This is a genomic window from Collinsella aerofaciens, assembly GCF_015553355.1.
In the GTDB taxonomy this organism is placed as follows: Bacteria; Actinomycetota; Coriobacteriia; order Coriobacteriales; family Coriobacteriaceae; genus Collinsella; species Collinsella aerofaciens_V.
This window is the reverse complement of the sequence record NZ_JADNGN010000018.1, coordinates 19,145-40,897: the sequence shown is the minus strand read 5'-3', so window position 1 is coordinate 40,897 and position 21,753 is coordinate 19,145. Positions and strand designations below refer to the sequence as shown.

The following is a 21,753-nucleotide window of genomic DNA, read 5'->3' as shown; positions in this document are numbered from 1 at the left end:
AGATTCGACAAGGGGCGACCATTGTGCAATCGCAAGAAGATGACGGGGCGGAATGTCAATCCTGGTCTAACAGAGCCTTTTTAAATCCCCGTCCCAGAATAATCATCGGGATATACTGCTGGGCAGACGAAAGGAGCGCCGACGATGCTTAATGGGTGCGCATATATATTGACGGTCGACGTGGGCAACACGTTCATTCGCTTTGGCCTGTTTGCCGAGGATTCGGCCGCGGTGCAGGAATGCCCGCTTGCGACGTGCGAGATCACGACACCGTCGAGCATCACAGCAGACGAGGCGCGCATGCGTCTCGTGCAGGTCATGGCCGCACTGGCGGCCGACGCAGGCATGCCGGGTGCGCTTGTGCCCGCGGCTGCTGTGCTGAGCTGCGTGGTCCCGGCGCTCGAGCGCCCGTGGAAGGCGGCTCTTTCCCGTACCTGCACGGGGCGCGTGCTCACGGTGGGGCCGGGCCTCAAGACCGGCATGCCCGTGCACTACGATGACCCGGCCGAGATCGGCCCCGACCGCATCGCCGATGCCGTGGCGGCTCGCGCCGTCTACGGCTCGCCGTGCATCGTGATCGACCTAGGCACCACGACCAATATCGAGGTCATCGACGCGCGCGGCACCTTTGTCGGCGGCGTTATCGCGCCGGGTCTGGCGCTCGGCGCCCGTTCGCTTTCGGCGGCAGCAGCGCGCCTACCCCAGGTTGAGCCCTCGGCGCCGACACACGTCATCGGCCGCAACACGCGTGAGGCCATGCGCTCGGGCGTGGTTCTGGGCGAGGTGGCCCGCATCGACGGCATGCTCGACATGGTGCTTGCCGAGATGCGCGCGACCAAGGCCGCGGGGGAGGGCGATGTGCCCATCGTCATTACCGGCGACGATGCCGAGGCGCTTGCGGCCCTTGTCGGCCATAGCCTGACGGTCGACGACGCGCTGACGCTGCGGGGTCTCGCCGAGCTGTACCACATCAACCAAAAGCCCCGCCGCGCGTAGCGATGGGGGCGATGGGACAAAAACGTCTCCACCTTCCACCTGCTACAATGGGTCAAACTATTGCGATTTCGGAGGTGTCTGCCATGTCGGACGATCTTCATCAAACCGCGTCGGGCAAGCGCCGCGACGTTATTAGCTGGGATGAGTTCTTTATGAGCGTGGCCATCGCCGCGCAGCGCCGCAGTAAGGACCCCAACACGCAGGTGGGCGCGTGCATCGCCAACACCAACCACCGCATCCTTTCGGTGGGCTACAACGGTACGCCCTCGGCACTCAACGACGACTTTTTCCCGTGGGGCACGAGCGACGACCCGTTGCAGGATAAGCACAACTACGTGGTGCATGCCGAGGCCAACGCCGTGCTCAACTACCGCGGCTCGCTCAAAGACCTTGAGGGTTCCACGGTCTACGTCACGCTGTTCCCGTGCCACGACTGCGCCAAGATCCTGGCGCAGGTGGGCGTGGGCGAGGTCGTCTACCTGGACAACAAGTATGCCGATACCGACGACGGCCGTATCAGCCGCCGCATTCTTGACTCTTGCGGCATCAGCTACCGCCAGGTTATCGTCGATGTTCATATTGGTACCGGGGGACAAACTCAGCAGTAGCGGCAGCCTGTGTTAGCGTCGGGCGCCGGCAAAAGCAGCTAAAAGAGCCCCGTCCCAAATTGACTGCTCGTGAAAGTCGTGTCCGCACGCATGGATGGCTCGTGAGCGGGTACATGGCTGTAGTAACATAGCCCCTGTCCGCGGGCGTGCCCGCGTTATTGTGAGAAAGGAGCCCCTGTGGCTGTTAACGAAGAGCTGCTTAAGAAGGTTCTTGAAGAGATTCGCCCCAACCTGCAGGCCGATGGCGGCGATATGGAGTATGTGGGCGTTGACGACGAGGGCGTCGTCAAACTGGAACTGCAGGGCGCCTGCGCCGGCTGCCCCATGAGCTCGCTGACCCTGTCCATGGGCATTGAGCGTATCCTGAAGGAGCATGTGCCCGGCGTTACCCGCGTCGAGCAGGTCAATGTTTCCGGTGAGGCCGACGACCTGTACGACGAGTACGCGCCGTTCTAGGATGCGAAGGCTGCGGGCGACATACTCCGCATAGACGTTACGTCCAAATATGCGGCTGCGAGCGCAAGGCCCGCGGCCGCATTTATATGTAGGGAGTAGGAGGGTCGACATGCTCAACGACTTCTACCATATGCTTGATCCTGTCGCGATTTCGGCGGGGCCCATCACGATTTACTGGTATGGTCTGGCCTATGTGGTCGGCGCCCTGCTCACGGCGGTCGTCATGTACCGCACGCAGCGTCGCTGGGGCTTTAACATCACGATTGACGACCTGACGAGTGTCGTGGTCGGCGTGGTCTTTGGCCTCATTATCGGTGCGCGCCTGTTCTACGTCGTCTTTTACGGCGATGGCTACTATTGGACCCACCCGCTCGAGATCTTTGCCACTAACGAGGGCGGCATGAGCTTCCATGGCGGCTTGGTGGGCGGCATTATCGGCGGCATCATCGTGTGCCGCATGTATAAGCTCGACGCATGGACTTTGGCAGACCTTGCCGTCATAGGCGCGCCGCTGGCCCTGTGCCTGGGCCGTTGTGCCAACTTTGTCAACGGCGAGCTGTGGGGCAAGCCGACCGACCTGCCTTGGGGTGTTGTCTTTGGCGGCACCGCGGGCGATATGCCGCGTCATCCCTCCCAGCTCTATGAGGCATTTCTTGAGGGTATCGTGCTCTTTTGCATTCTGCAGGTGCTCAGCCGCAAAAAGCCGCTGCTGCCCCAGGGCACGTTTATGGGCGTGTTCGTGATGGGGTACGGCATCGTCCGCTTTCTCGTTGAGTTCGTGCGCGTGCCCGATGCCCAGCTGGGCTATCTGCTGGGCGGCGTCATCACCATGGGCCAGCTGCTGAGTTTGCCGCTCGTGATCGCCGGTCTGGCGCTCATCATCTTCGCCCGACACCGCAATCGCCCCCAGCGCATCTACCTGGATGCCTAACCACCAAAACCATCAAAAGGGGACAGGCACCTTTGTGGTGGTTCGCTGGGCAACGATGACAAAACCGTAACGTTTTCCCAGATAAAACCTGCCAAAATAAACCTGTCCCTTTTTGGCAGGTTTCTAGAAAGGCTTTCGGACTGTGAAGGATTCCGACCTCTCCACAACGGCTGCGCGCGACGCTGCCCGCATCGTCTGGTTTAAGCGCTACCCCGCCAAGCAGACGCTCATCGCATTTTTGCTCGCGCTGTTGGCGACCACGGCGTTTTCCATCGGTCCCGCCCCGGTGTCGAGCAATGCAGTCTTGGCGATTGACCCCAAGGCGACGGGTGCGCTGTACGTGTGCTACGAGGTGCTCCTCTCGTTTGCCGGCCATACCGACGCGGTCATGCTGCTTGCGCTTGCCTGCCTGCTCACGCTGCCGTTTCGCTACGTATTCTTTGGCCGCGGCGACGCTTGGCGTCCCTCGGTGGTCCTTCCGTCGCTGTTCTTTGCCGTCTGCATGGTGTTTGGCCGCAGCTACGACCTCACCGATTCGGCCGAGATCGTGCTCGGCGACAAGGCCCGCATCATCTGCGCCTGGATCGGCGGTGTGGGCTGGATGCTCTTGGCGGTCGTTGCCTTCTACCTTGCCTTTGAGTGTCTAGATTGGCTGAGCTCTCGACGCATTCCGTTTTCCGAAGCGCACTTTGGCCGCGTATGGCGTGCGGCTCACGCCGCGCTCTCGGTCCATCCCTTTGCCGGGCCCTTTCTGGTGCTTATGATCGCCTGGGCGCCCACGCTCATCGCTTCGCTGCCCGGCCTTTTTATGGGAGATACGGGTGCGCAGATTCGCCAGTGGTTCAACTACCCCAACGGCACGAGTGACTACCTGCGTCTGCTCAATCCCAATGTGTTGCTCAACGGACATCACCCTGTGGTGCACACGGCTATCATCGGTTCGTGCGTCCAGCTGGGGCTTTCACTGTTCAACAGCGCCAACGCAGGTCTTGCCATCTACACCTGCACTCAGTTCGTCATTACGGCCGCCTGCATGGCCTATTCCATCTCGTCGCTGCGCAAACTGGGCGTGAGCCTGCCGGTCCGCGGCGTGATCTTGCTGTTCTTTGCGTTTATGCCCATGTTCTCCAACTACGCGGCCCTGCTTACCAAAGATGTGCTGTTTGCCGACGCGTTTTTGGTGCTGTTGGTGCAGACCGTGAAACTCGTGGCCTGCGGCCTGCCCCGTCGCTATGCCAATGCCGAGCGTGCGGGCGATCCCAGGCCCGTGCTCTTTGCGCGCCATGACTGGCTGCTGCTCGCTCTGGGCGCCATGGGTTCCACGTTTCTGCGCAACGGCGGCCTGGTGTTTCCCCTGGCAGCATGCGTAATCGCGGCGGCGTTTTGCGCATGGGACGCGCATGTGGCCCATCGTGCAGGCAAGCAGGCTGGTGCTGCGCCTTCGGGCGCCATCCCGCGTTTCCGCTGGGTGGGAGTTCTTGCGGTGCTTGCACTCTGCCTTGCCTCTAATATGTACTTCACTAAGGTCTTTATGCCGGCACACGACATCACGCCTGGTTCCAAGCGCGAAATCCTCTCGATTCCGTTCCAGCAGACGGCTCGTTTCGTCCAAAAGCACGACGGCCTCAACTCGGGCGTCAACCCCACGGTTAAGGAGGACGGCACCATCGTGGAGGCTCCTTGCGACGGCTTGGTGACCGATGAAGAGCGTGCTGTGATCGACCGGGTACTCAAGTACGACAATCTGGGCCACCGTTACGACCCGGATAAGTCGGACGCCGTCAAAAATTGCTTTAACGAGTACGCCTCGCAGGAGGACATCAAGGCCTATTTTGAGGTGTGGGCCCAGATGTTTAAAAAGGATCCCGAGTGCTATATCTCGGCGCTCATCAATAACTACTACGGCTACTTTTATCCGAGTGCCCGCGATGCGTGGGTCTACAGCACGGCGCGCAGTGCCGAGATTATGGCACGCCCCGATAATCTCAAGTACTTCGACTTCCATCCGGTCGATAGCAAGGTCGTGCGCTGGTGCGACCACCTGAGCAACCTGTATCGCGTGGCAGTACAACGCGTCCCGTTTATCTCGCTCACCATGAGCTCGGCCACCTATGTGTGGATCATGATCGCCGTGGTGGTCTATCTGTTACGTCGTCATTCGTGGCGCGGGCTGGCCATTTGGGTGCCGCTGCTGGGCGTGCTCGCCGTGTGCCTGATCGGTCCCTGCAACGGCTCGACCTACATGCGCTACCTGTATCCGGTCATCGTCTGCATGCCCTTTGCCATCGGCGCCACCATCACCCGCAGCGACCTCCTCTGGTCCTAATGTGGTGCAAAGGGGATAGGTTACTTGGCACCAAGGGGTTGCATCATCACGACGCCTTCATTTTGGGGTTTATCTCGCAGACCAGTAGGTATATCATAACGACGTTTGTTTATATTGCCCCGGCATCTGCGCTGGGCTTTAGGTCGAAACCGATAGGAGACACGTATGTCCGGACACTCTAAGTGGGCCACAACCAAGCATCGTAAGGGCGCGCAGGACGCCAAGCGTTCCGCCCTCTTCTCCAAGCTGAGCCGCAACATCACCGTTGCTGCCCGTCTCGGCGGTGACCCGCTGCCCGAGAACAACGCCAGCCTCGCCGCTGCCGTTGCCAAGGCCAAAGCTCAGTCTATGCCCAAGGACAAGATCAAGTCCGCTATCGACAAGGCCTTCGGTTCGGGTGCCGATGCCGCCGTCTACGAGAACATCGTGTACGAGGGCTATGGCCCTGCCGGCGTTGCCGTCTACGTTGACTGCCTGACCGATAACCGCAACCGTACCGCCGCCGATGTCCGTTCCGCCTTCTCCCACGCTGGCGGCAACCTGGGCACCTCCGGCTCCGTCGCCTTCCAGTTTGAGCGCAAGGGCCAGATCGTCGTCGCCAAGGAGATCTTGGACGAGAACGCCAAGAAGGAGATCATGATCGCCAACGGTGCTGCCGGTGACGAGGATGAGTTCATGATGGCCATCGCCGAGGCCGGCGGTGAGGACTACGAGGACGCCGGCGAGGAGTGGATCGTCTGGACCGCCGCCAATGACGTCATGGCTGTTTCCAAGGCGCTCGAGGAGCAGGGCGTCCAGGTCAAGGGCTCCGAGACCACCATGGTCCCGACCACCCCGACCGAGGTCTCCGGCGCCGACGCCAAGAAGGTTCAGCGCCTCATCGACCGTCTCGAGGAGCTCGACGACGTCCAGGATGTTTACAGCACCATGGACATGACCGACGAGGTCATCGCTGCCCTCGAGGAGGAGTAGCGCCTGCACGGGTTAAGCCGTGCATATCTGGGCATAATGAAACGAGCATGCAAGTCTCGTGGAATAGATGAGCCGGATCCGCGTGCGTACAGCACCGGACCCGGCTCTTTTATAATGATGCGAATCGTTTTGCATTCTGTGGACCGAAACCTGAAGGGAGCGCGCGTGCGCGTACTCAAACGAGCCCTAGCGATTGTGTATCTTGCCGCCGCCATCGTGGCGCTGGGCACGCTTGTCTGCCAGTTTTGGGGGCCATACACCTATCGCTTTATGCTGCTGATGCGCGATGCTGCGCCGCGTATCGTTGTTACGGTGTGCGGCGGTGTCGTGGCGCTCGGCGTGCTCGTGGGTTTCTTCCGCCTGATGTTTGCTCGTCGCGAGCCGTCCTGTGTGCATCCGGCGGGGGAGCGCAATATCGAGGTCACGCTCGCGGCCCTCTCCTCGTGTGCTCGCGCTGCGGCAGAGCGCGACGACCGTGTGATGATCGAGCATGTCGAGGCACGCGTGCAGGGTTCCGACGAATCGCGCGTCCGTTTTAAGGTCGACGCCATCGCGCTCGATGATAAAGACGTCGCTTCCCTTGCCACCTCGATGCAGCAGCGCATCGAGAAGGCCTGCGACACCATGCTCGGCACGCCGGGCACGACCGCGCGCGTCCGTTTTTTGCCGTCCAAGACTACCGTCCAGACCGTGGAGGTTTCCGGTGAGTGATACCAACCAAGACAAGACCGCCCGCACGCCGCGCTTGACGATCGACCAGAACGCTACGCCGGCAGGCGAGTCCGCCGACCCCAAGCCCGAGGCCGGCGAGCAGCACGACAGCGCCGCCAACGACTTTGACGAGGCCATGGGTCTCATCAAAGGTACGGGCGCTGCCATCTGGAGCTACGCCGTACGCCATCCCAACACCACGCTCGGCGCCGTCGCTGGCTTTATCCTCGCCGTGCTGGTACTTACGTTGGGCCTGTGGGATACGCTCGTCATCGCATTCTTTGTGTTGATCGGTGCCGTGATTGGCCAGATTCGTGATGGCGAAAACGGCATCGTCAACTTCTTCGGGCGCCTGTTTAGCGGCCGTTAATACGTATTCGACTGTCGCATCTGCGGCAGGCATAAGGAGGAACCATGGCTTTTAACACGAAGGTCGATGTAGCCGATACCGAGCTCGAGGCGAACGAGGCCATCGCCGATGCCGGGGACGTGACGCTCGAGGACGAGGAGCTCGTCGAGGCCGAGTCCGATGCGGACGAGGACAACGAGGAGATGGACGAGGAGGCGGACGAGTCCGAGGACTCGCTGACCTATTCCAACGGCGTGATCGAGAAGATCGTCGCCATGGCCACTCGCGAGGTGCCGCACGTTTTGGGCATGAAGGGTAACCTTATGCACTTTGTGCAGGAACAGTTTGGTGCCGAGAACCTGACCAAGGGCGTGACGGTCGAGGTCACCGACGACAACCGCGTGGTCGTCAACATTTCGGTCATCATCGAGTACGGTGCCTATGCGCCCGCAATTTTCGACGACGTTAAGGCACGCGTCACCGAGCGCTTGGCTGCAATGACCGGCCTTGAGGTGGCAGGCGTCAACCTGCGCATCGAGGACGTCATCACCCCCGAGGAGTACGAGCACCGCACCAACCAGCATGAGTAACCTTCCAAAAAGGGACAGGTTTATTTTGGCAGGTTTTATCTGCGGAAATACTAAACGGTCGGCCGCACGGATGCATGTGCGGCCGACCGTTATTTGTATGCCCCCGATGCAGGCATACCGCTCATCTAACTAAGGGTTGCAATCGCTGCGTTCCGCGTTATCCTAATGGGCGCATTGTTTCCACATTGCTAACGAGGGGTTGCCGTAATGGCTGACGAGCACGAAACAGAAAGCGAGGCATGGGCGATAGAGGCCGCCGCGACAGAGGCGGCATCGCGTGCTGCCGAGGAGGCGCATCGTCCTCCCGTGGTGCCGATGGAGTGTGTGGTCGATCGCGCCGATATCGAGCGTGGCGAGCGTGCCGGCCAAAAGCGCAGCCAGGAGCCAGGCTTCCCGCGCTTTTTCGCCGAGCTCAATCTGGGCCTGATTCTTACGGCCTTTGCCATCGTTGCCTTTAAAACCCCTAATCACTTTGCTTTTGGCGGCACCTCGGGCGTGTCGGTTATTCTGTCCACGTTGTTCCCGACCCTGCCCGTCGGCGTCTTTATGTGGATCATCAATGCGGTCCTGGTCGTCTTGGGCTTTATCTTTTTGGAGCGCAAGGCAATCCTGTGGAGCGTCTTCGCCTCGTTTGCGCTGTCCGCCTATGTTTCGCTTTTTGAGCTCTTTATCCCGACCGATGTCTCGATGACGGGCGATATGTGGCTCGACCTGTGTTTTGCCGTCATCTTGCCGGCGCTGGGCAGTGCCATTGTCTTTGACATTGGCGCCTCGACGGGCGGCACGGACATCCTCGCCATGATCCTCAAGCGCCGCACGACGCTTGAGATCGGCCGTGCCCTGTTGCTGGTCGATATCGGCATCGTGACCATCGCGGCTTTCCTGTATGGCCCGCGCGTCGGCCTGTACTGCGTGCTTGGCCTGTTTGCCAAGACGCTCGTCGTCGATAAGGCCATCGAGGGCATCCACCTGCGCAAGGTCTGTACGATTATTTGCGCCGAACCGCTCAAAGTCGAGGAGTTTATCGTCAAGCATCTCAACCGCACGGCAACGATCAGCCGTGGCTACGGCGCCTTCTCGGGCAAGTGCGTCACGGTGATTATGAGCGTGCTGAGCCGTCGCGAGGCGGTACAACTGCGCCGCTATGTCCGCGAGATCGACCCGGGCTCGTTTATCACGATCGTCGATAGCTCCGAGATTGTCGGCAAGGGTTTCCGCGGAACGAATTAGCGGTCGGCTCACTTTAAACTGCTGCGACAGACCCTTTACATTGCCTCATGGCCATTCGGGCACATTTGTCCTCATGTTGGGCGATAATGGTGCAAAACATTGGTTCCGATTTGAGGATTGGCTCAAGATACGAAGGGATGATTTCGATGTTTTGCTCGCAGTGTGGCGCCCCCATGGGCGACAACGATAAGTTCTGCGGCGTGTGCGGTGCTCCCAATACCGCGGCCCCTCGGGCTGCTGCCTCTGCTTCGCAGCCCCAGTTTCAGCCCCAGCCGTTCGTTGCGCCCCAGCCGGTCATGAACGTGCCCAAGGGCTGCATGACACAGGCTTTCAACGACATGATTAAGGTTCCCGGCGCCCTGGTTCGCGTGTGCCAGATCGCCTTTTTGCCGGCGCTCATCTGCGTCGTGTCGGTGCTGGTGCTGTTCATCCCCGTTACCGGTGGCATTGCGGCGGCCATTGGCTTTTTGCTCGCTTACGTGGCAAGCGTGTGCGGTGCCGGCTTTGCTATCGAGTGGGGTCGCGACCTGTCGCTCAAGGATGATGACGGTATGGAGCGTCCGCTGCTGCGCTCGACCTCGTTTGGACTAGGCATCTTCTCGTCTGTCATTACGGGTGTGCTCGAGTTCATCGCGGCTATCCCGGTGATTGGCGGGGTGCTCTCGGTGATTGAGAGCACCGTGATCGGTGCTGTCGGTTCGTATTATTTCTATGGTTCGAGCGGCCTTGAGAGCACCCTCATCGCCTCGATGGGGTGGCTCGTCTTTGCCCTGTTCGTCTCGTTTGTGCTGGGCATCTTCTTTAGGATGTTTGGCGATGCCGCTGTGATGCACTTTGCGGTCGCCGGCCGCATGGAGAGCGCGTTTTCGCTCAAGAAGGTTTGGAAGCCCTACAAGGCCAATTTGGGCAAGTTGTTCTGCGCCTCGATTCTTCCCGAGGTTTTGACGGGCATTGTTTCGAATATCATCATGGGGGTCTTCACCGTCATCTTTGGCTCCTTTGCAGCCCTTGGTCTCAGCAGCTATGGCTATTACGGCTATTACTCTCCTTCGGGCCTCGAGGCGATTTTTAGGGGCGGCGGCATCGTGCTCATCTTGTTCCTGATGATCACTGCCTTTGTCTCGGTGTTTTTCATTGTGTTTGGCAAGATGCTCAAGTATCGCGCCGTTGGCTATTGGGCGGCACGTCATGCCAGTGAGTGGGCCGACGAGGATGCCGACGATGTCCTGACGTTTGTGCTTCCGGGCGAGAAGAAGCCTACACCTACGGGCTTTAATCCCATGGCCGCTGGTGCTGCACCTGCACCCGCACCTGCGCCTGCAACGTCGCCCGCGCCGACGTCTGCTCCGGCACCGGCCCCTACACCCGCACCGGCGCCCGAGGCCACGCCTGCAGAACCCGATTGGAATGCCGTTGCCACGCCGGCGGATGAGTCGGGCGATAACCCTGCTGCCGAAAACAATCAAACCGAATAGTCGGTCGAGGCGCCCTGGGCAACTGAACCCGGGGTGCCTTTTTCTACGGCGAAAGCAAGCAAATGCCTGGAAAACGGTCGCGGCAATATTTCTCGGAAATTGATCAATGTTGCGCAGCAACGTCGCGGCAATTGTTGAGAACATAGACATGTAAGATTTGAAGGCGTGCGACGCCTTAGGAAAAGGAGAAGCTAATGTTCTGTACCACTTGTGGTTCTCCTATTTCGGATGATGCCAAATTCTGCCCTGTTTGCGGATCTGCCGTTGGTGCCGCTTCTGTCGCTGCGGCCCCGCAGGTCCAGCCCGCTCCGGCCCAGGCTATTCAGCCCGCGCCCCAGCCTCAGCAGCAGTACACCGGTCAATACGCCCAACAGTCCGCATCCGCTCCGATGGACTATGGCCCCGTCAAGGCTGACCGCAGCCTGATCGGCTGGCTGCTGCTCTCTCTTGTGACCTGCGGTATCTATTCGTTCTACTTCCTGTATTGCTTGGCCCGCGACATCAATGTCATGTGCCAGGACGACGGCGATTCCACGCCGGGTCTGGCGGCATTCATCCTGCTGTCGTTTGTGACCTGCGGCTTCTACGCGTACTACTGGTATTACAAGATTGGCAACCGCCTGCAGGCCAACGCTCCTCGCTACGGCCTGGTGTTCCAGGAAAACGGCACCACCGTTCTTCTGTGGCAGATCATCGGCGTGCTGCTGTGCGGTCTTGGCCCCATCTTTGCCATGAACATCATCATCAATAATACCAATGCCATGGCAACGGCTTTCAACATCCGTCTTGGCGCTCATGCCTAACAATAAGGGCGGCGTGAACAGCTCCCAGGGACATAAGGGCACGGCGGAGCTCCTTCGCCGCGCCCTTTCTTGCACCGGCGCGCTCTTTGTCGCCTGGCTCGCGCTCTACCTGCTCGACATCGGCTGCATTTTTCGATTGATGACGGGCATTCCTTGTCCGGGATGCGGCATGACGAGGGCGTGGCTGGCGGCGCTGCGCCTCGATTTTGCGGCGGCCTTTGCCTACCATCCGCTGTTTTGGGTGGTGCCGATTGCGTTCGTGCTCGCGTTCGTGCGCGAGGAGGTGGCATCGAGCAAACGAAAGCGTGGTATCGACATTGCGGTCACCGTGTTGTGCGTGCTGGTTGTCGCCGTGTGGATCGTGCGCCTTATCAACCCGGCAGACGCGGGCCTGTTCTTTGGTGGTCACGCTCCCGCCGGAGTTCCCACCGATATCATCCACCTCGAACAACCGCGATGGCTTGCCTTCCTAAGCGCTTGCCTGTCGTGACGGGGGATGAGCTAAAAAAGCTACCGGCACATAAGCGGGGGCGAACGCCGAAGTAGCGTCCGCCCCCGCTTTGTTGTAGCCGGATGGCTGTGGGCGCGCGACGACTACTCGTCGCGCTTCTCCTCGCGGCGGGCGGCAGCGCGGGCGTCGTGAATGCCCTTAATCGCAGCATGGCGGGCGGTGCGGGCATCGTGCATGGCGTCGCGCGCCTCAGCGGCCGTTGCCTTGGCAGAGCGCAGTTTGGCGGCCAAGTCGGGGTTGGTTTCGGCAACCGCGGCGATCGTGGGGCCGTCGAGCTCCTCTTGCGTGGGCTCGGCCAAAAAGTCGATGGCATACTGGGCGGCTACCATGGAACCCTTGGACAGTACCGACTCGTCAATCTTGTAGAAGCAAGAATGTTGGGCGTACGTGGCGCCAATCTGGGGGTTGCGTGTGCCAACAAAGGCGAGCACGCCCGGTACGCGGCGCAGATACTCCGAGAAGTCCTCGCCCGAAAGCGTGCCACGGTAATGGCCTTCGCCGGCCGCACCCAGGCACTTGACCACGGCCTGACGACAACGCTCGCTCGAGGCGGCGTCGTTTTCGACCTTATAGTTGGCGATGGTGTAGTCGGTAAGTTCGGCCTCGGCGCCCAGGGCCGCCGCAGTATGCTCCACGATGCGGCGCATGAGCTCGGGCATTTCCTCGTGCGTCGAATCGCCATAGGTACGCACCGTGCCGGCGAGGTAGGCGGTGCCGGCGATGACATTGCGTGCGGTGCCGCCGTGCAGCTCGCCGACAGTGATGACAGCAGGCTCGTAGGGGCTGATTTCGCGTGAGACGATGGTCTGCAGGGCGTTGACAATCTCTGCCGCCACCATAACGGCGTCGTGGCCGCGCTGGGGCATGGCGCCGTGGCATGAGGTACCGCGAACGTCGATGCGGAACCAGTCGGTATTGGCCATGCGCGGGCCGGGCTCGCAGCTCACGGTGCCGGCATCGACCTCGCTCCAAATGTGCGCGGCGTAGGCGCCGTCGACGCCGTCGAGCACACCCGTGCCGATCATGAGTTTTGCGCCCTGGCCGTTTTCCTCACTGGGCTGGAAGACGATGCGGATCTCGCCGTGGATGTCGTCGGTCATATGGCGCAGGATTTGCAGCGTGCCGAGCATCATGGCGATATGGCAGTCGTGACCGCAGGCGTGCATGCAACCCTCGTTGACGCTGGCGAACTCCTCGCCGGTCTGCTCGGTGACGGGCAGGGCGTCGATATCGGCGCGCAGCAGGATACGGCGGCGCGGCGTGCCGTCCTCGCGATAGGCGTCGGGCGCGGTGCCGCGAAGCGTTGCCACCAAGCCGGTCTTGAGCGGACGCTCGTAGGGGATATTCATGGCGTCGAGCTGGTTGGCGATGTCGGAGGTCGTGCGCTCCTCGGCAAGGCTCAGCTCCGGGTGCTTATGGAAGTGCCGGCGCTGCTTGATGATATAGGGCTCAAACTCGGCGGCGATATCTCGGATGGCCGTGGTGACGTCGTCTGCCGCGCGAACCTCGGTTGCCGCCATAATCTGCTGTGCCTTGGTCTTCGTCATGGTCGATTTGCTCCTTGCTGGGTCGATCGCAAAATCATACAGGCTCATCCAAGTATGCCACCTGCCGCTAGGGCTGGTAAAGTTGCCATTTGCCGCTTGGGGCTTTGTTGCAAGGGCGGGGGAGTACACTCGGGGTTGTTGAATTTCCTACCAGAGATGGGGATGCTCATGCAGCATATCGATCGGATTATCCGCTCCAAGAACGTTTTTACCGCGCAAGACGGCATCGATGCCGCCCGCGAGCTGGCGATTGCCATTGCAGGCGATCGCATCGTCGCGGTCGGTGCGCCCGATGACGTGATTGCCGCCGCCCCTGCCGCCGTGCCGGTTGTCGACTATGGCGAGCAATTCATCTGCCCCGGTTTCCACGATGCGCACCTGCATTTCTTCCATACTTCGGTTGCCTCCTCGCCGTACATGCTCATGGATATGGGCACATCCGAGGCGGCATTGGTGCAGCATGCACGCGAGTTTTCCCAGGGCTTGCCCGATGACGCCTGGGTCGTGACCCAGGGCTGGCGCGATTACCGCTGGGATCCGCCCGAGCACCCTACCAAGGCCTCCCTCGACGCCGCCTTCCCCGGTCGCCCCTGTGTTATGTATTCGGGCGATGGGCATACGCTGTGGCTCAACAGCCGCGCACTCGAAGCCCTCGGCGTGACGCGTGACAGCGAGCCTCCGGCGGGTGGCAGTTACGACAAAGACTCAAACGGTGAGCTTACGGGTATTGCCCACGAGGCAGCTGCTATGCAGCTGCTGCCGCGCTGCCTGGAATGGCTGGGCGAGGACCGCATCGCGAGCGCTTACGGCGACCAGATGAAGCGTATGGCCGAGCAAGGCATCACCTCAATCTGCGATATGTCGCTCATGCCCATGCCGGGCTGCGACTTTATCCGCGACGACGTCTATGGCCAGCTGCAGGCTTCCGGCAGGTTGGGCCTTCGAGCCCATCTATTTCCCACGCTGCTCGACGATCAGTCTCGCTTGGAAGAACTGCAGGCACGTTACGCGAACAGCGCGCTGCTCTCGGCACCTGGTTTTAAACAATTCTTCGATGGCGTGTCGAGTGCACACACGGCATATCTCACCGAGCCGTATACCAATCCGCGCTTCCCGGGTGACCGGGGCCGTCTGACGGTTCCTGTCGAGCGCATGCGCAAACTGGTTCTGGCGGCAGCCGAGCGCGGCCACACCGTGCGCATCCACGTTATCGGCGATGGCGCCATCCATGCCGCACTCGATATCTTTGAGGAGGCGGCAGAGCTCTACGGTCTGCCCCAGCACGGCCATAATACGCTTGAGCATCTGGAGAATTTGCTGCCTCAGGACATCGATCGTCTGCGCAAGCTCAACGTCGTTGCCTCGAGCCAGCCTTGCCACATCACGCTCGACCCGGGTGGCCCGGAGCGCGATCTGGGCTTGGAGCGCAGCCGCATCATGTGGCCGTTTGCGACCTATAAACAGCGCGGCATCCGCCAAGCTTTCGGTACCGATAGCCCCATCACAGCCGTTACCAGCATGAACGTGCTCTACACGGCCATCACGCGCCAAGATCCTCGCAGCCACTGGCCTGAGGGCGGCTGGCTCCCCAGCGAGCGCATTGACGCGGCTACAGCTCTGCGCAACTACACCCTGGGCAGCGCCTACGCGGCAGGCGACGAGCGAGACCTCGGCAGCCTGGAGTCCGGCAAATACGCCGATCTGGTAGTCTTGGATCAAAACCTGCTCACCGTTGACCCACAAGAGCTCCAGGCTACCAAGGTTCAGGCCACCTACCTGGCAGGTAACTTAATCTACGAGCGCTAACCCCACATCCCATCCCTCAGTTGCGGTGAAATAGTCCCTAAAATCGGCCTTCAAGCCCAAAACCAGGAACTATTCCACCGCAACTTAAAAGAGCGCGTCCCAACAACGTGCCCCTATCTTGTGCATTCCATCCGCATCGCCATTTTGCTGCACTGACTTTTCTGAATGCCGGGCCCGATAACGTTAACTCAGCTCCCGTGTGGCGCCGGGGGGGGCGGGATATAAGGTTTATCGCGAGTTCCGCACGAGCCGAAGGCCACTTAATGTGGCCTTCGTGCGAGCAGGACTGCCCGAGCAGGAAACCTTATATCCCGCCCCTCCGGCGCCACACGGGAGCCGCGCACAAGTTATCCCCCGGCATTCAGAAAATCTAAGTGCCAAAAAATAAGATTTTTTGACTCCGTGTTGTATAACCCGCCATTCGTGGGTACCATTCAACGCGTACGCAAACAAAAAGGGTTAACCCGCGCGGCATGACCGCGCGGCCCAAAAAGGAGGAAACAAGCATGTCGTCTTTGAAGCCGCTTGCAGATCGCGTCCTGGTCAAGCCCGACGAGGCCGAGCAGAAGACCGCCTCTGGTCTGTACATCGCCAGCAACGCTCAGGAGAAGCCGCAGCGCGGCACCATCGTTGCCGTTGGCGCCGGCAAGGTCAACGACAAGGGTGAGCGCATCCCCATGGACGTCAAGGTTGGCGACGTTGTCATCTACGGTAAGTTTGGTGGCAACGAGGTCAAGGTCGACGGCGAGAAGTATCTGCTGATGCGCGCCGACGACATCTACGCCGTTGTCGAGGCCTAGTCTCGTCGGAATCTCTGATTCGTCTTTGAACGCGGCCGCCGCATAGGACTCGGAAGCGGCGACGCGAGTCACATTTCTTTTGGAGGATTACCTACCATGGCAAAGAACATTACGTTCAACACCGATGCCCGCGCTAAGCTCGCTAAGGGCGTCAACACTCTGGCCGACGCCGTTACCGTCACCATGGGCCCCAAGGGCCGCTACGTCGCTCTGCAGCGCTCGTTCGGTGCCCCGACCATCACCAACGACGGCGTTTCCGTCGCCAAGGAGATCGAGCTCGAGGACAACATCGAGAACATGGGCGCCCAGCTGGTGAAGGAGGTCGCCACCAAGACCAACGATACCGTGGGTGACGGCACCACCACCGCAACCCTGCTCGCCCAGGCTATCGTTAACGACGGTCTGCGCAACGTCGCCGCTGGCGCCAACCCGCTGGCCATCCGTCGCGGCATCGACAAGGCCGTTAATGCCGCCGTCGCCGAGATGAAGAAGCAGGCCAAGCCGGTCGAGACCAAGGAGCAGATCGCTTCCGTCGGTACTATCTCCGCCGGCGACCCCGAGGTCGGCGAGAAGATCGCCCAGGCCATGGAAGTCGTGGGCAAGGACGGCGTCATCACCGTCGAGGACTCCCAGACCTTTGATATCACCATCGACACCGTCGAGGGCATGCAGTTCGACAAGGGTTACGTCTCGGCGTACTTCGTCACGGACAACGATCGCATGGAGGCCGTGATGAAGGATCCCTACATCCTCATCACCGACCAGAAGATCTCCAACGTCCAGGACATCATGCCTGTTCTCGAGGCTGTCCAGCGCACCGGCAAGGGCCTGCTCATTATCGCTGAGGATGTCGAGGGTGAGGCTCTGCCTACCCTCGTCCTCAACAAGATCCGCGGCGCCCTCAACGTCTGCGCCGTCAAGGCCCCGGGCTACGGCGATCGCCGCAAGCGCATGCTCGAGGATATCGCCGTCCTCACCGGCGGTCAGGCTGCCCTCGATGAGCTGGGCGTGAAGGTTGCCGACATCACCGCCGATATGCTCGGTACCGCCAAGTCAGTCACCATCTCCAAGGACAACACCGTTATCGTGGGTGGTGCCGGTTCCAAGGAGGCTATCGACGCTCGCATCGCTCAGATCAAGGGCGAGATGGAGAACACCACCTCTGACTTCGACCGTGAGAAGCTCCAGGAGCGCCTGGCCAAGCTCTCCGGTGGCGTTGCCGTCATCAAGGTCGGCGCTGCTACCGAGTCCGAGCTCAAGGAGATCAAGCACCGCGTCGAGGACGCCCTGCAGGCTACCCGCGCTGCTGTCGAGGAAGGCATTGTCGCTGGTGGCGGTGTCGCCTTCATGGACGCTGCGCCTGCGCTCGATGCTGTCGAGATCGACGACCCCGAGGAGAAGATCGGCGTCGACATCGTCAAGAAGGCTCTGACCGCTCCGGTCGCCACCATCGCCAAGAACGCTGGCTTTGAGGGCGCTGTCGTGGTCGACAAGGTTGCCGAGCTGCCCGCCGGCCAGGGTCTCAACTCTGCCAACGGCGAGTGGGGCGACATGATCGAGATGGGCGTCCTCGACCCCGTCAAGGTCAGCCGCGTCACCCTGCAGAACGCTGCTTCTGTCGCTAGCCTGATCCTCATCACCGAGGCCACCGTCTCCGATGTGCCCAAAAACACTCAGCTTGAGGATGCTATCGCTGCTGCTACCGCTGGTCAGCAGGGCGGCGGTATGTACTAAGGCCGACAAGGTCTAGAACTTCCACCGGGGATCCGGGGGCGTGACGGGGCTTCTCTCCGGAACGTCCTCGGACATGCAAAGAGGCTCTGCATCGCGCTTCGCGCTGCGGAGCCTCTTTGCGTCCTGCGGAATGTTCCGGAGAGAAACCCCCGTCACGCCCCCGGATCCCCTGCGTTTACGGCCTTGAGGTCGGCGTGGACGGAGATTGTGACTGATAGGGATGCGTATCCCGGTTGCTGTTTCGCGCTTTGCGCGAAAGGCGCACCACTTTGGCTTGAACGGAGAACGTGGTTGTCGTTCCAACTTGTCCCGGGCGTATTTCTGGAGCGTTTCCCCACCATCAATTACCCTTGGCATACTTGCGCGAAAACCTGCTGGTGCTACACTTGCAATTGCTGTTTCAGGGCGGGGTGGAATTCCCCACTGGCGGTAAATCGGACGGTGCCAAAGGGGCGCCGTGGCGCAGGTAAAGTGCCTGCGACCGAGCCGATGAGTCCGCGACCCGTGTGTGCGTTGGTTCACATGCCGGCTGAACTGGTGAGATCCCAGTACCAACGGTTAGAGTCCGGATGAAAGAGGCAGGTGATCTTATGTCTGAACAGTCGCAGCATATCCATTTTGAGAACACGAATAGGTGGAGCACCAAACAGCTCGTTACCATGGCGTTGATGTGCGCCTTGGGAGCGCTGTTTATGTATGTGCAGCTGCCCATCCTCCCCTCGGCGCCGTTTTTGACGTATGACCCGTCGCTGGTGCCGGCGATGGTGTGTGGATTTGCGTATGGCCCTGGTGCCGGCACCGCTGTTGCCGCTATGGCGATCGTTATCCATGCGCTTACCACGGGCGATTGGGTCGGTGCGCTTATGAATTTGGTTGCCACGCTGGGCTATATCCTGCCTGCGGCTATCGTCTATCAGAAGATGCGCACCTACAAGGGTGCCGTGATTGGCCTGACGCTGGGCGTTATTGCCGCTACGGTGCTTTCTATGGTCGCGAATCTGACCATTGGCGTTTGGTTCTGGTATGGCTCGGTCGACGTGATTTTGCCGCTCATGATTCCCGCCGTGCTGCCGTTCAACCTCATCAAGACCGTGCTCAACTCGGTGTTGACGCTGGCGGTGTACAAGGCGGTCTCTAATCTCATCACGCCCAAGAAGGACCAGGTCAAAGGCCGCGCATGATTGAGTGTCGGGGCGTTTCCTTTAGCTATGACGGTGCTGCACCGGCGCTCGATGGCATCGATCTGAACATCGAGGATGGCGAGTTTTTCTGCATCCTCGGCGGAAACGGGTCGGGCAAGTCGACGTTTGCCAAGCATTTGAACGCGCTGCTGCAGCCCGATGCGGGAACGGTGTGCGTCAACGGCATGGACGCGTCCGATCCCGAGCTGGTCTACGACATCCGCTCGACTGCGGGCATGGTGTTCCAGAATCCCGACGATCAGCTTGTGGCGACGCTTGTCGAGGACGATGTTGCGTTTGGTCCCGAGAACTTAGGGGTCGAATCGGCCCAGATCGCACAGCGCGTGCGCGAGGCGCTGAAGGCCGTGGGTCTGGTGGGCTTTGAGCGACACGAGACCCACGCTCTCTCTGGCGGACAAAAGCAGCGCGTGGCGCTTGCCGGCGTGCTCGCCATGGAGCCGCGCGTGCTCATTTTGGACGAGGCGTCCTCGATGCTCGACCCGCGCGGGCGCAAGGGCCTTATGGAGGCCTGTCACGCGCTGCACGAACGCGGCATGACCATCGTGATGATTACGCACTTTATGGAAGAGGCCGCTGAGGCCGATCGCGTTGCTGTCTTCCAAGCGGGCCGCGTTGCCATGCTCGGTACGCCCGAGGAGATCTTGACGCGGGCGGACGAACTCGCGCGGCTGAACCTGGATATGCCGGCATCGTGCTGTCTTGGCAAGGCGCTTCGCGCGAAGGGCGTGCCCATTTGCGCACAGGTGCGCGAGGCGGATATGGTCGCCGATATAGCGCAGGCTTATGCCGAGCGGAGTAGGACAGGCATCGCCGGGCGGCCTCTCGCATCCGATCCTCGTATTCCCGACAACGTCTCCTCTGCAATCGATGGTGCAGACGCGCTGGAGCCCGTCATCGAGATTTCGCACCTCTCGTATAGCTATTCGCTGAGCGCCCGCGAGCGTCGCCGTTGGCACAAGCGCTCGGCCGCCGAGGGTGCATCGAACAAACGGGCCCTCTGGGGCAACGACCCCAGCAGCCCCTGGGCGTTGCGCGATGTGTCGCTGACGGTGCGTCGTGGCGAGTTCCTAGGCCTTGCGGGCCATACCGGTTCGGGTAAGTCGACGCTGGTTCAGCATCTCAACGGCCTGATTCGTCCCCAGGAGGGTTCCGTTTACGCGTTGGGGCTCGACCTGGTAAACAAGAAAGATGCCGCCGCGGTTAAGGCAAAGGTCGGCGTGGTGTTTCAGTATCCAGAGCGTCAGCTGTTTGCCGAGACCGTGGTGCAGGACGTGGCATTTGGTCCGCACAACCTTGGCCTGTCGCAAGATGAGGTTGCCCGCCGCGTTGAGTCATCGCTCGCGCGCGTGGGCCTCGACCTGGCCACGGTGGGCGACAAGAGCCCCTTTGAGCTCTCGGGCGGGCAGCAGCGGCGCGTGGCGTTTGCTGGCGTGCTTGCCATGGAGCCCGAGGTCCTGGTACTCGATGAGACCATGGCCGGGCTCGATCCGGCGGCGCGCAGTGATTTCCTGGAGCTCATCGATCGGCTTCACCGCGATGGCCTGACCGTTGTCATGGTTTCGCACAGTATGGATGACCTGGCCAATTGCTGCGACCGTATCGTCGTAATGAACGAAGGCGCGGTGTTTGCCGAGGGAGCCCCCGCGCAGGTTTTTGTGCATGCGGATGAGCTTAAATCAATCGGCTTGGGTGTCCCCGCTGCCCAGCGCATGGCGCTGGCGCTTGCGAAGGCAGGCGTGCCGCTGCGCTTCGACGGCCTCTATACGGTTGAGTCGTTAGCAGGTGAACTGTCAAGCTTGTTGCTCGGCTGTGCGGATGGCCCTTCGAGCGCTTCTCGTCGGGCCGATTCCAGTGCACCCGCGCGAGAGGAGGGCTGCTAATGGAGGCGTTTTCGTTTGGCAGCTACTATCCCGGCGATAGTGCAATCCACCGCTTGGACCCGCGAACCAAGTTGCTCTTGGGCTTTGTGTTTCTGATCACGGCGCTCACGGTCAGCAGCTTCCGCGGACTGGTCCCGGTCGCAATCTTCGTTGTCCTGATCTATGCCGTGTCCCGGGTGCCGGCTCGTCGCGTCCTGTCATCGATGGCGCCGCTGCTGGCGATCGTCGCGGTGGTCGCGGTGCTCAACTTGTTTACCGATCAGAGTGGGCGCATCCTGTGGCAGCTCGGCTTTTTGCAGATAAGCGAGGGCTCGATGCATTCTGCCGTCTTTATGGCGTGCCGCCTGACCTTGATGATGGCCGGTATGAGCGCTATCACGCTCACTACACCGACGCTCGACCTCACCGCGGGCTTTGAGCGCCTGCTCGCGCCGTTTGCGCGTGTGGGACTTCCTGCGCACGAGCTCGGCATGATCATGGGTATCGCGCTGCGCTTTATGCCGCAGTTTGCCACCGAGATGAAACAGACGGCCGATGCGCAGGCAAGCCGCGGTGCGCGCGTGACGGGAGGTCCGCTCGGCGGCGTGCGTATGCTCGGCAGCGTGGCGATTCCGCTGTTCACGGGCGTGTTTCGTCATGCCGAGACGTTGTCTGCCGCCATGGATGCCCGTTGCTATCATGGCGAGCAGGGCCGCACACGTCTGCATGCACTTGCATTTGGCCGCGGCGATGCGTTGGCGGCGATGGTTACGGCGTTGCTGCTCGTCTGCATCATCGCCATCAATCTTCAACTTGTTTAGGCGCGATTCGAGCGCAGGAAAGGGGC

The 21,753-nt window shown here is 60.9% G+C and carries 20 protein-coding genes and 1 riboswitch; of the genes, 19 read left to right on the top strand and 1 reads right to left on the bottom strand.

The window, feature by feature from the left end; all coding sequences use genetic code 11:
* Positions 1-144: 144 nt before the first annotated feature.
* The 13 genes from I2D57_RS05840 to I2D57_RS05780 all read left to right on the top strand — a co-directional run bounded on the left by I2D57_RS05840 (position 145) and on the right by I2D57_RS05780 (position 11,937).
* Entirely contained in the window at positions 145-996 is an 852-nt protein-coding gene (locus I2D57_RS05840; protein WP_195361810.1) for a type III pantothenate kinase, read from the top strand.
* A gap of 83 nt (positions 997-1,079) precedes the next feature.
* Positions 1,080-1,604 carry a deoxycytidylate deaminase gene (locus I2D57_RS05835; protein WP_195361809.1) on the top strand — a complete coding sequence of 175 codons (525 nt, stop codon included), beginning with the start codon at positions 1,080-1,082 and terminating at the stop codon, positions 1,602-1,604.
* A 177-nt stretch (positions 1,605-1,781) separates the two neighbouring features.
* The gene (locus I2D57_RS05830; RefSeq protein ID WP_195361808.1) at positions 1,782-2,060 is read left to right on the top strand and encodes a NifU family protein; all 279 of its coding nucleotides are present in this window, start codon (positions 1,782-1,784) and stop codon (positions 2,058-2,060) included.
* A gap of 109 nt (positions 2,061-2,169) precedes the next feature.
* The gene (gene lgt, locus I2D57_RS05825) at positions 2,170-2,991 is read left to right on the top strand and encodes a prolipoprotein diacylglyceryl transferase (RefSeq protein ID WP_152073369.1); all 822 of its coding nucleotides are present in this window, start codon (positions 2,170-2,172) and stop codon (positions 2,989-2,991) included.
* A 142-nt stretch (positions 2,992-3,133) separates the two neighbouring features.
* A complete protein-coding gene (locus I2D57_RS05820) occupies positions 3,134-5,317 on the top strand; it encodes a DUF6020 family protein (protein WP_324249208.1) in 2,184 nt (727 codons plus the stop codon).
* A 165-nt stretch (positions 5,318-5,482) separates the two neighbouring features.
* Complete coding sequence (locus tag I2D57_RS05815; protein WP_152073370.1) at positions 5,483-6,289, top strand: YebC/PmpR family DNA-binding transcriptional regulator; 807 nt, start codon at positions 5,483-5,485, stop codon at positions 6,287-6,289.
* A 165-nt stretch (positions 6,290-6,454) separates the two neighbouring features.
* Positions 6,455-7,000 (top strand): Asp23/Gls24 family envelope stress response protein, encoded by a 546-nt coding sequence (locus tag I2D57_RS05810; protein WP_195361807.1) that lies wholly within the window; start codon positions 6,455-6,457, stop codon positions 6,998-7,000.
* Positions 6,993-7,370 (top strand): DUF2273 domain-containing protein, encoded by a 378-nt coding sequence (locus I2D57_RS05805; RefSeq protein ID WP_226814198.1) that lies wholly within the window; start codon positions 6,993-6,995, stop codon positions 7,368-7,370. The genes I2D57_RS05810 and I2D57_RS05805 overlap by 8 nt, the downstream gene beginning before the upstream one ends.
* 44 nt (positions 7,371-7,414) lie before the next feature.
* Entirely contained in the window at positions 7,415-7,939 is a 525-nt protein-coding gene (locus I2D57_RS05800; protein ID WP_195361806.1) for an Asp23/Gls24 family envelope stress response protein, read from the top strand.
* Positions 7,940-8,146: 207 nt separating this feature from the next.
* On the top strand, positions 8,147-9,169 hold the full coding sequence (locus I2D57_RS05795) for a YitT family protein (RefSeq protein ID WP_195361805.1): 1,023 nt from the start codon (positions 8,147-8,149) through the stop codon (positions 9,167-9,169).
* 47 nt (positions 9,170-9,216) lie between these two features.
* Positions 9,217-10,644: a zinc-ribbon domain-containing protein gene (locus I2D57_RS05790; RefSeq protein ID WP_324249207.1), complete on the top strand. Its 1,428-nt coding sequence runs from the start codon at positions 9,217-9,219 to the stop codon at positions 10,642-10,644.
* Between the two features lie 194 nt (positions 10,645-10,838).
* A complete protein-coding gene (locus I2D57_RS05785; protein WP_195361803.1) occupies positions 10,839-11,447 on the top strand; it encodes a DUF4234 domain-containing protein in 609 nt (202 codons plus the stop codon).
* Positions 11,440-11,937 carry a DUF2752 domain-containing protein gene (locus I2D57_RS05780; protein ID WP_195361802.1) on the top strand — a complete coding sequence of 166 codons (498 nt, stop codon included), beginning with the start codon at positions 11,440-11,442 and terminating at the stop codon, positions 11,935-11,937. Before I2D57_RS05785 ends, I2D57_RS05780 begins: the two co-directional genes overlap by 8 nt.
* Before the next feature lie 104 nt (positions 11,938-12,041).
* Here the strand turns inward: I2D57_RS05780 and I2D57_RS05775 are convergent, their stop codons facing one another.
* Entirely contained in the window at positions 12,042-13,505 is a 1,464-nt protein-coding gene (locus I2D57_RS05775) for a M20 family metallopeptidase (RefSeq protein WP_195361801.1), read from the bottom strand.
* 168 nt (positions 13,506-13,673) lie between these two features.
* On the opposite strand from I2D57_RS05775, the gene I2D57_RS05770 reads away from it, so the two are divergent.
* From I2D57_RS05770 to I2D57_RS05745, 6 genes are all read left to right on the top strand, one after another.
* Entirely contained in the window at positions 13,674-15,311 is a 1,638-nt protein-coding gene (locus I2D57_RS05770) for an amidohydrolase (RefSeq protein WP_229055647.1), read from the top strand.
* Positions 15,312-15,817: 506 nt separating this feature from the next.
* Complete coding sequence (gene groES / locus I2D57_RS05765; RefSeq protein WP_022094351.1) at positions 15,818-16,111, top strand: co-chaperone GroES; 294 nt, start codon at positions 15,818-15,820, stop codon at positions 16,109-16,111.
* Between the two features lie 96 nt (positions 16,112-16,207).
* Complete coding sequence (gene groL / locus I2D57_RS05760; RefSeq protein WP_148345185.1) at positions 16,208-17,845, top strand: chaperonin GroEL; 1,638 nt, start codon at positions 16,208-16,210, stop codon at positions 17,843-17,845.
* A 392-nt stretch (positions 17,846-18,237) separates the two neighbouring features.
* Positions 18,238-18,430: riboswitch (FMN riboswitch) on the top strand.
* A 5-nt stretch (positions 18,431-18,435) separates the two neighbouring features.
* The gene (locus I2D57_RS05755; protein WP_229055646.1) at positions 18,436-19,026 is read left to right on the top strand and encodes an ECF transporter S component; all 591 of its coding nucleotides are present in this window, start codon (positions 18,436-18,438) and stop codon (positions 19,024-19,026) included.
* The gene (locus tag I2D57_RS05750) at positions 19,023-20,927 is read left to right on the top strand and encodes an energy-coupling factor transporter ATPase (RefSeq protein ID WP_195361799.1); all 1,905 of its coding nucleotides are present in this window, start codon (positions 19,023-19,025) and stop codon (positions 20,925-20,927) included. Before I2D57_RS05755 ends, I2D57_RS05750 begins: the two co-directional genes overlap by 4 nt.
* Positions 20,927-21,727, top strand: coding sequence for an energy-coupling factor transporter transmembrane component T family protein (locus tag I2D57_RS05745; RefSeq protein ID WP_195361798.1), 801 nt, complete (start codon positions 20,927-20,929; stop codon positions 21,725-21,727). Before I2D57_RS05750 ends, I2D57_RS05745 begins: the two co-directional genes overlap by 1 nt.
* The last annotated feature ends 26 nt before the right edge of the window (positions 21,728-21,753 follow it).